Raw genomic sequence first — 13,069 nt, 5'->3', positions numbered from 1 at the left:
GGATGAAGACGGTCGCGTACAGTATCAAACCTTTCGAAAAAGAATTTTTGGCCCGGGCCAATCAAAAAAAACATGATATTACCCTTATCTCCAACCCGCTGGGCCCGGATACGCTGACGTATGCAGCGGGCAAGGAGGCCGTTATCGTGTTTACCAGTGACGAGGTTTCCGCGCCGGTTATGGAAAAACTCGCCGCGATGGGTATCCGGTTTATTACGACCCGTTCCGCCGGTACGGATCATATCGATACGGCCGCGGCAGCCCGGTTTGGCGTCAAACTGGCTAACGTCCCCGGTCAGGCACCGGAAGCCCTGCAGGAGATCGCCGATCAAACCATCAAAAACCTCGACCGCTGGCAACTGAATAAATGCGTGGGTAATGCCTGCATTTGTGCTAAAGATTGCAGGGCCGTCCAATCTCCAACCGAAAACAATCCGGCCAATGACCACTAAAGTATCTTCCCTGCGCCTTTCTGACAAGTACCAGGTGGCAGCGCCGCGTTATACCAGTTACCCGACCATGCCCTTTTGGGACACCGCCGGTTTTGACGGGCAAGCCTGGGCGGATAGCGTCCGGCGCTCTTTTACGGAAAATGACCAGTCAGCAGGTATCAGCCTGTATATCCATTTACCATTTTGCGAAGAGTTGTGCACCTATTGCGGCTGCAATACGCGGATCACTAAAAACCACCGGGTCGAAGAGCCTTACATCGCTGCGGTGATCAGCGAATGGCAGCACTACCTGGAGATCATGGCTGCGGCACCGGTCATTCGCGAGATCCATTTGGGCGGTGGTACGCCGACGTTTTTCAGTGCAAAAAACCTGCAGGCTCTGATTCGCGGCCTGCTGGAAAAAGCAAGCGTTCACCCGGAAGCGGCCTTCAGTTTTGAGGCACACCCCGCGAATACGACCGTGGAACACCTGCAAACACTATTCGACTTGGGTTTCCGCCGGCTCAGCCTGGGGATCCAGGATTTTGACCCGAAAGTGCAGCAGATCATCAACCGCCGGCAAAGCTTTGAACAAGTCGCCGCCGTCACCCGGCAGGCCCGGCGAATCGGGTACACCTCGATCAATTATGACCTGATCTATGGCCTGCCTTTACAGACACTGGACGGACTGGCCTGCACCTTACGGAAGGTAGCCGAACTGCAACCGGAAAGAATAGCCTTTTACAGTTATGCCCATGTGCCCTGGCTCAAACCTGGACAACGGAAATTTACCGAACTGGACCTCCCAGCTCCTGCCGCCAAGTTAAAGCTGCATGAAACCGGGCGAAGCCTGCTCAGAGGCTATGGCTACCGGGAAGTCGGCATGGATAATTTCGCCCTTCCGGGTGATGAGCTCCTGGAGGCTGCGGCAAACGGCCGCCTGCACCGGAATTTCATGGGTTATACCACCCACCAATGTAAGCTATTGATCGGACTCGGTGTATCGGCTATCAGCGATGCGGACAGCGCCTATGCCCAAAATATAAAGGTGGTAGAAGACTATTTAAAAGCGGTGAATGAAGAAAAGCTTCCGCTACTGAAAGGACACCTCATGACCCCTGAAGATTTGATCATCCGGCGGCATATCCTGAACATCATGTGTACGGGCCGGACCAGCTGGAACCACCATACCGAACCCTGCGCCGCCGTCTTTGAGGCCATTGACCGCCTGCAGCCGCTCGCGGATGACGGGCTGATCGAACTCAGTTCCCTGGGACTGAAAGTGACACCGGAAGGCGAAGGTTACCTGCGCAATATCTGCATGGCGCTGGATGCCCGCTTATGGGCGGCCCAGCCGACGACCCGCTTATTCAGCATGGCTATTTAGGTACCGCAGACAATTTATGAACAGCTAATCTACATTAAACAAATATGTTATGAAAACGATCATTGCCGCCACAGATTTTTCAGCGCTGGCCGAAAATGCAGTGGATTATGCCGCCGCAATCGCCCAACGCTACCAGGCCAGGCTGGTGCTTTTTAATGCCTTTACGATTCCGGTACCTGCAGCCAACGGGCTGCTTACGGTTGCAGACTTTGACGGCCTGCAGTCCGATAACCAGGACCGTCTGAAAAAACGAGCGGAACAGATCGCGGAAATTTATGCTATCGGGGTAAACTACGAGTCCTCGTATGCCATTATCCCCGAAGAACTGGAAAATCTCCTGGTGAAGTACGAAGCTGAACTGGTGGTCATGGGTATGGAGCCCGACAGTTTAAAACAGGACCTTTTGGGCAATACCACAACCGCCGTGATCGGGAAACTGAACTGCCCCGTGCTCGCGGTACCGGAAGGCGCCCGCTTTGACGGTCTTAAGAAAATTATTTTTGCCTGCGATATGCTGCACGGCCTGCCTGCGGATCTTCTGCCAAGAATAAAAGCGATGGCAATAGCCTTCAAAGCAGATTTGGAAGTCTTTTTTGTAGCGGAAAAAACCAGCGGCCCAGATACCGGCGCCGGGGACAGCGAGGTCATTGCCGCGGCGTTGGAAGGCATCGCTTACGCCTATAAGCAAATAAGATCAGATGCCGTTATCGGGGAAATACGGCAGGAGATCGTGGCCACAGAAGCCGACCTGTTGATCATGGTGCCGAAGACCTACGGTTTCTGGTCTTCGGTCGTGCACCGCAGCAAAACCCGGGCAATGGCTTCAGGTTTAACCATACCCTTGCTGGCTATTCCGGCTTAACTGATCCCGGCGATAAACCTGCGCCCAAGCAAAAGGCATGAACGCCCGCAAACCTGCGGGTGTTCATGCCTTTTAGCGGTTTACCTTCCCTTGCGTTATGGCTTCGCGATTTCCAGCACCATCCGGCCGCTGATGTCGCCCTTTTTCATATCATCAAATACGGCGTTGATGTCTTCCAGCCTGGCAGGTTTGACCGTAGCTTTAACTTTTCCTTCCACGGCGAATGAAATAGCTTCTTCCATATCCTTGCGGGTGCCTACGATAGAACCCCGGATCGTCGTACCGTTGATCACGGTATCAAATATGGACAGATCGAAAGTCCCGGCCGGCAAGCCGTTCAGGGAAAGCACCCCCTTGCGTCTAAGCGTACTTAAGCCCTGGTTAAAGGCGATCCTGGACGGGGCGGTTACCAGCGTGCCATGCATACCCCCGGTTAGTTTTTTAAGGTATTCACCCGGATCATTTTCTTTGGCATTAACGGTAAGATCGGCACCCAGGCTTTTGGCCAGCGCCAGTTTATCGTCAGCGATATCGATAGCGGCGACATGCAGTCCCATCGCCTTGGCATACTGCACCGCCAAGTGCCCTAAACCACCGATCCCGGAAATGGCTACCCATTCCCCGGGTTTGGCATCGGTTTGCTTCAAGCCTTTGTATACCGTAACACCTGCACAAATAATGGGCGCCATTTCCGTGAAATTGATATTTCCCGGTAAATGCGCCACATACCGGGCGTCTGCCACGACGTATTCAGCAAAACCGCCGTCTACGCTATAGCCCCCATTCTGCTGGGCCTCGCAAAGGGTTTCCCAGCCGGTATAACAATAATCGCAGCAGCCGCAGGCGCTGTATAGCCAGGGTACGCCCACCACGTCACCCTCTTTCAGGTGCTGAACGCCCGGGCCGATGGCGGCTACATAACCAATGGCTTCATGCCCCGGCACCAGCGGCATCTTGGGTTTAGCCGGCCAGTCGCCCTGGCAGGCATGCAGGTCGGTGTGACATACGCCGCAGGCGATCACCTTGACCAGTATTTCATTCTCGCGGGGCTCTCTGACCGGCATTTCTTCAATCTGCAGCGGCTCGCCGAATGCGTGGATCACGGCTGCTTTCATTTTTTTAGGTATCATTTTTTGTAGATTAAAAGGTTAAATCATTCTTTAAGACTGGTAAATATGGGTCGTTGCCGCGGTTTAAAAAATGACGGCGGACAGGTATTTAAATGATGTTTAGTTGACGGCGGACATCCGGAGGTGGAAGGCCACCGTTAGCTGGTCGTTCGTTTTGATCATGCCGCCTAATTTCCTTGGCGGCACCAGGTTAAAATCAGAGAAATTGATATTCCTCGATCCCAGCAGGTGGATCACTTTCTGGTCATCCATAGAGACCTGGTAATTGATCTCCAGCCGCTTAGTGGCCCCGGCCAGTTCAATATTCACCCAACCGGTGACCTGTTGCGGCTCCGGCCGCAGCTGCGGCATTTCGCTCAGGGATAAAAAACGGATATAGAGGCGGGGAAACTGGCTTTCTTTCAGCGTTTTGCGCAGATCGCGCGTCATCATGGAATTATGGCAGTCAAAAGTTATGATCTTCAGGCCGACATTCCCGGTTAGCGCGATCTCCTTGCTTTTCCTGCTGACCGTCAGGGTATCCGTTTGATCATAGCTTGGGATCTCGCAGGAAAACTTATTGATGTTCGTACTGCCGTTGACGCTTAAGCTGCTGTTTTCCGCGATCACCCACCGGGTTCTTTCGGGCGGCCAAAACAACAATAAACTGATCCATAAGATAGGTTTGTACCACATGGCTTTTGGGATCACGGGTTAATTTTTGCCAGGACGATCCCGGCGACTATCGCCTGCATCAATCCATAGCCGAACCAGCTCAGCACCATGGCGATGGTAACATCCAGGGCGCTGAAGGAGATCCACATGACCGGCAGCAAGGCGACGATGGAATAGACCAGGCCAAACTCTATTCCCTTTAATAAGAACGGGCCTTTGAATAAGCTTTTAAACCGGTCCCAGAACCAGGCCAATGCAAAGCTGAAGATGAACGCGTGCAGGTAAAAAAGCAAATCCCGGTTACCGTCTGAATTAAACAAGGGGTTGTTGTATTCGGTAAACAAGGCGGGGAAAAACCGTACGGCCAGGTAAAGGCCGCCATAGCTGCAGACGAACAGGATACAGCCGGTGATAAAACCGGAAATCAGGATCTTTTTCATGGTTGATGAATTAAAAAAACATCCCCGGGCAAACCCAGGGATGTTTAAATGGAATTAAAATGCGATAGCGGCTTCCAGCATAACGCCGTTGAATTGGCCGCCGTTAAGAATATTGGTGTTAGCGTAATTTTTATAAACCTGGTCAACGTATTCGGCCTTCATCATAATATTTTTGGTCATGAACCAGCCTATGGAACCTACGCCGCGGTTAATGGTCACATCGGCAGGATTTCCTGCAATAGTTGCCGTAACGGTATTATACCTGCCGCCTACCCAGAAATTCTCTTTGTTTGCAGGGAAGCGGTAGATCACGTCAACCGCATATTGTTTAGCTCCGCGGTTACTGGTTTCGGTAATAGACCTGCCACGCGCATCTTCATAAGTTCCGAAGAACTCCAGGCCTTTATGTTTTAAAAACAAGTTGGCCATATAGGTATGCACTTCTTCGCTGAAGCCGGGATTAAACCTGCCTGAAAAGGCGTTGTAATCCACCGCGTTGTTCAGCGTGGTGCCATTGGCTATATTTTGGTTGGACATGATATAATAATAGTGTGAGCCGGTACGGTCGCCGCCGAACAAAGTACTGCTGTTTGCGCTGCTCACGGTATAGAAGGAGCCGGATAACCTGATCCGGGTATCTTCATTGATTTGTTTATCAAAGCCGATCTTGCCATGATAAGCCGGTGGATATTTGTTGACTTGTTTCGTTGCAGAGTCGATTTTGGTAGGCGCAACTACGGTTTCATTTAACTCACCGTTGGTGATCCCACCCATCAGGAAGAAACCTGATTTATGGTGATAATAGATCTCGGCGCCGGTTTCGGTGGAGAATTCATCCATGATGTAATTTTCGACAAAGGGGTTATAAATCGTATTGCCGCCGTCTGATCTGCGGAAATGCTGGTCGCCGTAATCCACATCATTCTGGCCGATCTTGATGGTAAAGCTTTTCATCAGCTGATCTACCAAGTCGCTGTGCAGGAAGGTCAGTTTATCAAACTGGATATACCCCCCTTTTACCCAGGTATCCTCATGGTGCCTGGTAGCCAGGTAAGAGGTCAGGTTCAACCGGATACCGTCTGCCAGCTGCACGTCAACATTCAGGTTGGCCATCGGCAGGTTAAAGCCGGGCATCAACTTGATCAGGCTGTTCACATTACCGGTAAAGCCGGTTTGTGTTTTGGGTAGGGCCGTATTCCCGTCGGTCAGGTCCTGGAAACTCAGTTCAAAGTTGCCGCCGATCTTTACTTTCAACCCGGTAAAAGCTACCGTGTCTTTTTTAGAAGTTTCAAAGATATTCAGGCCGCGCTGGTCATTAGGACGGAAGAACTGCATTTGCCCTTGCTGGGCTTTTACACCCAGGGGCAACAGCGCCAGGGCTACGAGTATCAGATATAGATTTTTCATGATTATTTTTTATAAATAAGGTTAAACTGAATGGTAAGGTCATTGTAGACTTTCATGGCGCCCAGCATAAAAGTTGGGGGTTTAATGCCATAATCGGTTAATTGGATTTTTTTGGAGCCGCTGCAGGTAATGGTATTGTCGGCATTGACCACCGCGGTAACGTCCATGCTGATCGGCTGGGTGGCACCGGCAATAGTCAGGTTCCCCTTGGTTTTGATCAGGTACTTATGCGCATCGACGGTGGTTACCTCGGCAGCAGTTAGTTTATAACTGATGTCCGGGAACTTTTTGGCGTCGACCGCTTTATAGGTACGGTCATCCATAGAAGTATGCTCGCTTTTCAGGCTGGTCACCGCCAAACGGAAACTGAGGGTTTGCAGGTGATGATCCGCGAGGTTAAAGTCGCCCTGGCTTTCCATCGCGGTGGAAGTCATGGTCCAGTCATGCACATTGGAGGAGCCGAGAACTTTGATGTTCACCTCCTTGTCTGTGGTTAATTTATAAGTGGTCTGCGCCGCCCCTTTTTGTGGCAGGGCCGCCGCAGTGACGATCATCAGGAGGGCAGCGATCTTTGCAAGCTGCTGGTTTAAATTTTTCATGGTCTTTTGTTTTATTTGATGCTCAAAGGTAGCCGGCGCTCCTGCGGCAGGGAATGATGACCGTGCGCCGCAAACATGATCGTAATCACTTACCGGCGGTAGTTAAGGCATAAAAAAGCCCGCGGCGACGATCGCAGCGGGCTTTCCCGGCATTTAGGGCGGGCGGCTTATACCGCCTCCGGGAAGACCAGCAAGGGTGTAAAAGGATGATGCATCATTTTTTGGGTGATACTTCCCCTCAGCAAACGCTGCAAAAAGTTCCGTTTTTGATGAACCAATGCCAACAGGTCGATCTCCCGCTCAGAGCTCAGCAGTTTAAGACCTGCCGCAATATCACGGCTCCTGATGAGGCGGTACCTGATTCCCTTACAAAATTGCGCCAGTTCCGCCTCTTCATTTTCGGCAGGAACCTTACCGGTGACCTGGGCAACCCATAACCGGGCGCCGGTGTCCTCAGCCAGACCTGACAAGGTTTGCAGGATACCGGTATGGGCCGTATCCCTGTTCCGCGCGAAGGCAATATTTCTGTAGCCTTTGAACCGGACCTGGTAAGGAATGATCAGTACCGGTAACGCGGCATTTTCGATCAGGTCACGTGCGTGGTCGCCGGAAAGCATGGTGGACAGCAGGCCCGCGTTGTGACTGCTGATGACAGCCAGCAGCACGTGATTGCCAGCGGCTATTTCATTGATCCGGCCGGCAACGGACCCTTCCAGGCTGCACTGGCTGATCTCCGGCCGGAACACGGCTGCATTTTCTTTATTGGCGGCCGTCCTCAATCGGGCGGCCAGTTCCCCGAGGTCTTCGATACTGTTTTGTTCAGCACTGGATAATTGCTCCCCGTCTGGCGCATAAATATTGCAAAGCAATATATTGGCTTTGATCTGTTGTGCCAGGTGCAGGGCATAATGGGCGGTATAGTCCGCATTGATGGAGAAATCGGTTAATACTAAAATGGTTTTCATGATAAACACGTTTTAAAGCTCTTAGCCGTAAAACTGCGGTTTATGCTGCAGCCATCACATGATGAGGATCAGCCGGCGTAATGATGATGGTCACTTTGTGGTATTTGATAAACGACGGCATTCATATTCAGGCCGGCGCCGACCGAAACAAAAACGACCGTGCGGCCGGGGGGCAGGCGATGGTGGGGGATCTCGCCTTTGGAAAGCAGGTCATATAAAGTAGGGAGGGTCGCCACCGAACTATTACCCAGCCAGGAGATCGTCATGGGCATGAGGTGATCCGGCACCTGTTTAAGGTCGTACAGCACATACAATTGTTTTAAAATAGCCTCATCCATTTTCTGATTGGCCTGGTGGATCAACACCTGGTCAATATCGCCGATGCTCAAGCCCGCTTTCGCGATGCAGTCGCTGATCAGCAAAGGGACGAATTTCAGGGCCTGTTCATATAGTTTCCGGCCCTGCATTTTAAGAAAAAGGGTATCTTCCGGGTAAGCCGGATTTGAGGACCGGCCCATCTGCAATAGATAAGCCAGTTCACCGCCATAGGACCGGGTCAGGTGCGCCAGTATACCGGCTGCTTCATGAGCTGGTGCTGCGGATATGATCACGGCGCCCGCGCCATCCGCGTAAAGCATACTGTCCCGGTCATGCGGGTCACAGATGCGCGATAACGTTTCAGCGCCGATCACCAGGACCTGGCTGGCCTCGCCCGAACGGATATAACCGTCCGCCTGGATCACCGCCTGCAGCCAGCCCGCGCAGCCAAACGGCAGATCGTAACAAATGGTCTGCGGATTAACGATACCTAAGTGGTGCTTTACCCTGGCGGCCAGCGAAGGCACCTGTTCGCTCCGGCGGTTCTCCGCCCGGATATCCCCGAAATTATCCGCGACGATGATATAATCCAGGGTTTCCGGATCTATGGCGGCTGACCCAAGGGCGTCCCTGGCAGCAAAGTACGCCATATCTGAAGCGACCAGATCATCGGTCAGGTATCTTCTTTCCCGGATACCGGTGATCAGCTCGAACTGCCGGATGATCTCCTCGCCGGATTTCTGGAGCAGGGTCCCATCCGGGCCATAAAAGGTGTGGCTAAGGAAATCTTCGTTGGTCACTTTAAGTGTGGGGATATAGCTCCCGCTCCCGGTGATCAGGGCATGTCTTTGTTGTTCCATGTTCAAAAATTAGGGGCTGCCGGTTTAACTGAAATCCGTCAGTAATTCGTTGATCGCCTCAATATAATAGCAGCCGCTGTGGTTATCCGTACGCATTTTCTCCGCCGTTCCGCCAATGACGCGCCGGATCTTTTGTTCGGCCGTATGGCATACGGACGGCATTTCCGGGTCATTTACAGCGCGTTGCTGCTGTGCCGCGATCTCCCCCAGCCGGATGCTGATAGCTTTCAAGATAGGTATATTTTTGCGCATCCGGCACCAGTCCAAAAAATCATCCAGGTGCCGCGCGATGATCGCGTTGGCCTTCGGAATATCTGCCTGCCGGTCCCGCAGGGAGTGGTCATTCGATTTTGAAATCTCATCGAGGCCGATTAATTGTATATGCGATAATTGATTTACTTCCGCATCCACGTTACCAGGCAGAGAAAGGTCGATGATCAGTTTGTGACTGGTATGTTCCAGGTGTGAGCGCAAAATAAGGGGCGCAGCCGCATTGGTCGTTACGATAATGATATCCGCTAAAGCGACCTGTTCAGCCAGCTGCGCCATGGGCGCACAGGTCAGGTGCAAGGCTGCTGCGATGCCGGCGGCCTTTGCTTCCGAACGGTTAACCACAACGATTTGAGTGGCGCCCAGGTAGTCCACCAGGTTCTTGCAGGTACTGCAGCCGATCTTACCGGCACCTACCAGGAGTATACGCCGGTCAGCGGGCCGGGTGACCGCAGCTTTGATATATTGTACCGCTGCAAAAGCCGCAGACACGGCGCCCTTGCTCAGCGCGGTATTGTTCTTAATGTCTTTCGAGGATTGCAGTACGGTGCTTACCAGGCGATCCAAAAAGGTATTGATAAAGCCCCGGTCCCTGGCAAATTTGACGGCTTGTTTTAATTGCCCGACGATCTCATAATCGCCCAGCAGCTGCGAATCCAGGCCCGCGCCAACCTGGAATAAATGCGTGATCGCCTCCCTGCCTTTTTTCAGATAAGCCTGGTCGGTAAAAGCCGCGGCGCTGCCTTTGGTTACGGTACATAATACATTGATCAGTGCCCGGGGATCCGTCGCGAACCCGTAAATTTCGGTACGGTTACAGGTGGAAAGTATAAACATCGCCCCGATCCCAAAGGCTGGTGCCTGTGCTAAGCAGGTTGCATATTGTTGCTGGTCGATGGCAAACCATCCCCTGGCCGGCGCATTTGTCTTTTGATAGCTGATGCCTGCCAAAAAAAAGCCTGCCATGTCCGGGAGCCTGTTCGTATTCATGGATAATAATTATACGGTTAATTTCTTAACCACAAATATCAGCATCAGGGTGATGATCCGGGTGACGGATATCAGTAGCAAAGATGACTTTGGTCATTATTGACTTATTACAGACAAATACGGGCCTTTCTTTCCCCTATGGACTGATGAAGGTCATTTTTTTTAATGACCGTCTTCCTTTGAACGGATTTTTAAAGCCGGGATATTTGTCTGATAAAAATTAACGCAATGGTAAGAGTCAAGGAAGATCAGGAATTAGAGTTTGAATTACAGGAACTTTACCTGACCGGTAAACAATGGTTGTCCGATATCGCTTTCCTGGAAGAAGAGCTCCGCTTCTTAATGGAGCTGATGGGTAAATTTGCCATCCCGCTGCCGGGCAGCGGGCAGCAGCGAAAGCAGCAGGATATGATGGAAGCACTTTCCCTGCGGGAAGCGGCGCATACGGAGCTCAAACAGGAAGTGCTCATTTATATGAACAAACTGGAGCCTTTGATTGTTGAACCCGATACCAGGATCAGCCTGCAGCTGGTCGAGGATTATATGCTCTTAAAGGGAAAGGTAGAAAATGCGCTTTTAGATTTAAAATCGATCAAATATGCCTGTATCAATGTTTACCGCATGCACCAATAAACTACTGAAACTTGACCAAAACCATTTTTATCGCTTCGGCTGAACCTTATAGCGGCAAATCGATCATCGCCCTCGGCCTGGTGGCTATGCTGCTGGGAAAAGCGCAGAAGATCGGCTATTTTAAGCCGGTGATCAGCCCAGATACCCCCAGGCAGCAGGACCTGCATATCCGTACCATCATCGAACATTTTCAGCTGGCCATCCCCTATGAAGACTCTTTCACGTTTACGCGCCAGGAAGCCATGCAATACCTGAAGGAGCAGCGCCAGGGTGAAATGATCGACCAGATCATCAGCCAGTACAAAAAGCTGGAAAGCCAGTTCGATTTTACCGTACTGGAAGGCAGCGACTTTACCGGGCAGGGAACCGCTTTTGAGCTGGAAACCAATATGCTCATCGCTAAAAATCTCAACGCGCCGGCTATGCTGGTGGTTTCCGGCGAAAATAAGACGACGGCGCAGGTCATCCAGGAAAGCCTTAATTTCTTCCATACCTTCAGGTCGCGCGACATCGCCGTTTTGGCGGTTATCGCGAATAAAGTTAAACCCGCACAGGCGGATGATATCCGTGAATTATTAACCGCCCAGTTACCGGCCGGCATGATTTCCGCGGTTATACCGGCGGACCCCGCCCTGCAAAACCCCAGTGTAAAGGATATCCGGGAAAACCTGGGCGCAAAACTGCTCTTTGGAGCAGCTTACTTGGACAACCAGGTCGACAACTATGTGACCGGCGCGATGCAGGTGCCCAATTTCCTGAATTATTTAAAGGAGAATGTGCTGATCGTTACTCCGGGTGACCGCGGGGACATTATTATCAGTTCCCTGCAGGCAAACCTTTCTTCGAGTTATCCGCGCGTGGCCGGCATTGTGCTGACCGCGGGTATCGAACCTGAAGAGCCGGTCCTGCGGCTGATCGAAGGCTTGCAGCATGTCGTGCCGATCATGGCGGTCGCTACCGGGACCTTTGAAACGATCACGCAAATCGGCGCCGTCAAAACGCGGATAACACCTGAAAACAGTAAAAAGATACAGCTGGCTATGGACGCCTTTAACCAATACCTGGATATTCCTGCGCTGGAGAAAGGCCTGGTGACTTACCACTCGGAGGCCATCACGCCCCATATGTTCCAGTACCAACTCAGCCAATGGACGCGGCGGGCGCTCAAAAATATTGTTTTACCGGAAGGTGATGACGACCGGATACTACTGGCCGCGGCGCGGCTGACCGCCCAGCAGCTGGTTACACTGACCTTATTGGGGAAACCGGCGGACATTACAGCTGCCGCCAAACGCCTGGGGATCGTTTTAGACCCTGCGCGTGTCCGGATCATTGACCCGGCAAATTCAGCAAACTATGCCGATTACGTACAGACCTTATATGAACTGCGGAAAGAGAAAAACCTGACCCTGGAAATGGCCCGGGACCTGATGACCGATGTTTCTTATTTCGGCACCATGATGGTCTATAAGGGACATGCCGACGGCATGGTTTCCGGGGCCTGCCATACCACGCAGCATACCATACGCCCGGCACTGCAATTCATCAAAACCAAACCCGGGATCAGCACCGTTTCTTCGGTGTTTTTTATGTGCCTGGAGGACCGGGTTTCTGTATTCGGCGATTGCGCCGTGAATCCCAACCCGACAGCCGAAGAACTGGCCGACATTGCGATCTCCTCGGCCGACAACAGCAGCCTGTTTGGGATTGAACCGCGGATCGCGATGCTTTCCTATTCATCCGGCAGCTCCGGCAGCGGCGAAGAGGTGGATAAAGTACGGCGCGCGACCGGTCTGGTTAAGGAAAGGCGGCCGGACCTGAAGGTAGAAGGCCCCATCCAGTATGATGCCGCGGTTGACCCCGTGGTCGGGCGGCAGAAAATGCCGGATTCTGAAGTGGCCGGCAGGGCCAGCGTCCTGATCTTCCCTGATTTGAATACCGGTAATAATACCTATAAGGCCGTACAGCGGGAAACCGGCGCATTAGCCATTGGCCCAATGCTGCAGGGACTAAACAAACCGGTAAACGACCTGAGCCGCGGCTGTACGGTAGATGATATCTTTAATACCGTCATGATCACGGCCATCCAGGCACAGCAATCCTAAACCAATGAATCTGAACAA

The 13,069-nt window shown here is 52.1% G+C and carries 13 protein-coding genes; 5 read left to right on the top strand and 8 right to left on the bottom strand.

The annotated features are described in order from the left end of the window. The first annotated feature begins 2 nt into the window (after positions 1–2). Genes BLS59_RS24820 through BLS59_RS24810 form a run of 3 tightly spaced genes read left to right on the top strand, consistent with a single transcriptional unit; the run spans position 3 to position 2,680 of the window. Complete coding sequence (locus BLS59_RS24820; RefSeq protein ID WP_091154049.1) at positions 3–452, top strand: Rossmann-fold NAD(P)-binding domain-containing protein; 450 nt, start codon at positions 3–5, stop codon at positions 450–452. After that, positions 442–1,818 carry an oxygen-independent coproporphyrinogen III oxidase gene (gene hemN, locus BLS59_RS24815; protein WP_091154045.1) on the top strand — a complete coding sequence of 459 codons (1,377 nt, stop codon included), beginning with the start codon at positions 442–444 and terminating at the stop codon, positions 1,816–1,818. The genes BLS59_RS24820 and hemN overlap by 11 nt, the downstream gene beginning before the upstream one ends. A 49-nt stretch (positions 1,819–1,867) precedes the next feature. Then, entirely contained in the window at positions 1,868–2,680 is an 813-nt protein-coding gene (locus tag BLS59_RS24810; protein ID WP_091154041.1) for a universal stress protein, read from the top strand. 95 nt (positions 2,681–2,775) lie between these two features. On the opposite strand, the gene adhP is transcribed toward BLS59_RS24810, so the two are convergent. The 8 genes from adhP to hemA all read right to left on the bottom strand — a co-directional run bounded on the left by adhP (position 2,776) and on the right by hemA (position 10,313). After that, positions 2,776–3,810, bottom strand: coding sequence for an alcohol dehydrogenase AdhP (adhP, locus tag BLS59_RS24805; protein WP_091154037.1), 1,035 nt, complete (start codon positions 3,808–3,810; stop codon positions 2,776–2,778). Between the two features lie 99 nt (positions 3,811–3,909). Beyond that, positions 3,910–4,485 (bottom strand): YceI family protein, encoded by a 576-nt coding sequence (locus BLS59_RS24800; protein WP_091154033.1) that lies wholly within the window; start codon positions 4,483–4,485, stop codon positions 3,910–3,912. Positions 4,486–4,496: 11 nt separating this feature from the next. Beyond that, on the bottom strand, positions 4,497–4,904 hold the full coding sequence (locus BLS59_RS24795; RefSeq protein ID WP_091154030.1) for a hypothetical protein: 408 nt from the start codon (positions 4,902–4,904) through the stop codon (positions 4,497–4,499). A 54-nt stretch (positions 4,905–4,958) separates the two neighbouring features. Beyond that, positions 4,959–6,311: a hypothetical protein gene (locus tag BLS59_RS24790; protein ID WP_091154027.1), complete on the bottom strand. Its 1,353-nt coding sequence runs from the start codon at positions 6,309–6,311 to the stop codon at positions 4,959–4,961. 2 nt (positions 6,312–6,313) lie between these two features. Beyond that, complete coding sequence (locus tag BLS59_RS24785) at positions 6,314–6,910, bottom strand: YceI family protein (protein WP_091154025.1); 597 nt, start codon at positions 6,908–6,910, stop codon at positions 6,314–6,316. 167 nt (positions 6,911–7,077) lie between these two features. Further along, positions 7,078–7,875: a universal stress protein gene (locus BLS59_RS24780; RefSeq protein ID WP_091154022.1), complete on the bottom strand. Its 798-nt coding sequence runs from the start codon at positions 7,873–7,875 to the stop codon at positions 7,078–7,080. Positions 7,876–7,943: 68 nt separating this feature from the next. Then, positions 7,944–9,053: a 3-oxoacyl-ACP synthase III family protein gene (locus BLS59_RS24775; RefSeq protein ID WP_091154017.1), complete on the bottom strand. Its 1,110-nt coding sequence runs from the start codon at positions 9,051–9,053 to the stop codon at positions 7,944–7,946. 24 nt (positions 9,054–9,077) lie between these two features. Continuing rightward, on the bottom strand, positions 9,078–10,313 hold the full coding sequence (hemA, locus tag BLS59_RS24770; RefSeq protein ID WP_091154013.1) for a glutamyl-tRNA reductase: 1,236 nt from the start codon (positions 10,311–10,313) through the stop codon (positions 9,078–9,080). Positions 10,314–10,541: 228 nt separating this feature from the next. Here hemA and BLS59_RS24765 point away from each other — a divergent pair, with 228 nt between their 5' ends. Together BLS59_RS24765 and pta are read left to right on the top strand one after the other, a co-directional pair. After that, complete coding sequence (locus BLS59_RS24765; RefSeq protein ID WP_091154009.1) at positions 10,542–10,946, top strand: hypothetical protein; 405 nt, start codon at positions 10,542–10,544, stop codon at positions 10,944–10,946. An 11-nt stretch (positions 10,947–10,957) separates the two neighbouring features. Beyond that, the gene (gene pta / locus BLS59_RS24760; RefSeq protein WP_091154006.1) at positions 10,958–13,051 is read left to right on the top strand and encodes a phosphate acetyltransferase; all 2,094 of its coding nucleotides are present in this window, start codon (positions 10,958–10,960) and stop codon (positions 13,049–13,051) included. Positions 13,052–13,069 lie beyond the last annotated feature (18 nt).

This window comes from Mucilaginibacter pineti (assembly GCF_900101875.1).
GTDB classification, from domain to species: domain Bacteria; phylum Bacteroidota; class Bacteroidia; order Sphingobacteriales; family Sphingobacteriaceae; genus Mucilaginibacter; species Mucilaginibacter pineti.
This window is presented reverse-complemented; position numbering and strand designations above follow the sequence as displayed.

Excerpts from the sequence above, each read along its gene's own strand:
- BLS59_RS24820 (WP_091154049.1), top strand. The coding sequence starts at position 3 with ATGAAGACGGTCGCGTACAGTATCAAACCTTTCGAAAAAGAATTTTTG.
- BLS59_RS24800 (WP_091154033.1), bottom strand. The coding sequence starts at position 4,485 with ATGTGGTACAAACCTATCTTATGGATCAGTTTATTGTTGTTTTGGCCG.
- BLS59_RS24765 (WP_091154009.1), top strand. The coding sequence starts at position 10,542 with ATGGTAAGAGTCAAGGAAGATCAGGAATTAGAGTTTGAATTACAGGAA.
- adhP (WP_091154037.1), bottom strand. The coding sequence starts at position 3,810 with ATGATACCTAAAAAAATGAAAGCAGCCGTGATCCACGCATTCGGCGAG.
- BLS59_RS24790 (WP_091154027.1), bottom strand. The coding sequence starts at position 6,311 with ATGAAAAATCTATATCTGATACTCGTAGCCCTGGCGCTGTTGCCCCTG.
- hemN (WP_091154045.1), top strand. The coding sequence starts at position 442 with ATGACCACTAAAGTATCTTCCCTGCGCCTTTCTGACAAGTACCAGGTG.
- BLS59_RS24775 (WP_091154017.1), bottom strand. The coding sequence starts at position 9,053 with ATGGAACAACAAAGACATGCCCTGATCACCGGGAGCGGGAGCTATATC.
- hemA (WP_091154013.1), bottom strand. The coding sequence starts at position 10,313 with ATGAATACGAACAGGCTCCCGGACATGGCAGGCTTTTTTTTGGCAGGC.
- BLS59_RS24785 (WP_091154025.1), bottom strand. The coding sequence starts at position 6,910 with ATGAAAAATTTAAACCAGCAGCTTGCAAAGATCGCTGCCCTCCTGATG.
- BLS59_RS24795 (WP_091154030.1), bottom strand. The coding sequence starts at position 4,904 with ATGAAAAAGATCCTGATTTCCGGTTTTATCACCGGCTGTATCCTGTTC.
- BLS59_RS24780 (WP_091154022.1), bottom strand. The coding sequence starts at position 7,875 with ATGAAAACCATTTTAGTATTAACCGATTTCTCCATCAATGCGGACTAT.
- BLS59_RS24810 (WP_091154041.1), top strand. The coding sequence starts at position 1,868 with ATGAAAACGATCATTGCCGCCACAGATTTTTCAGCGCTGGCCGAAAAT.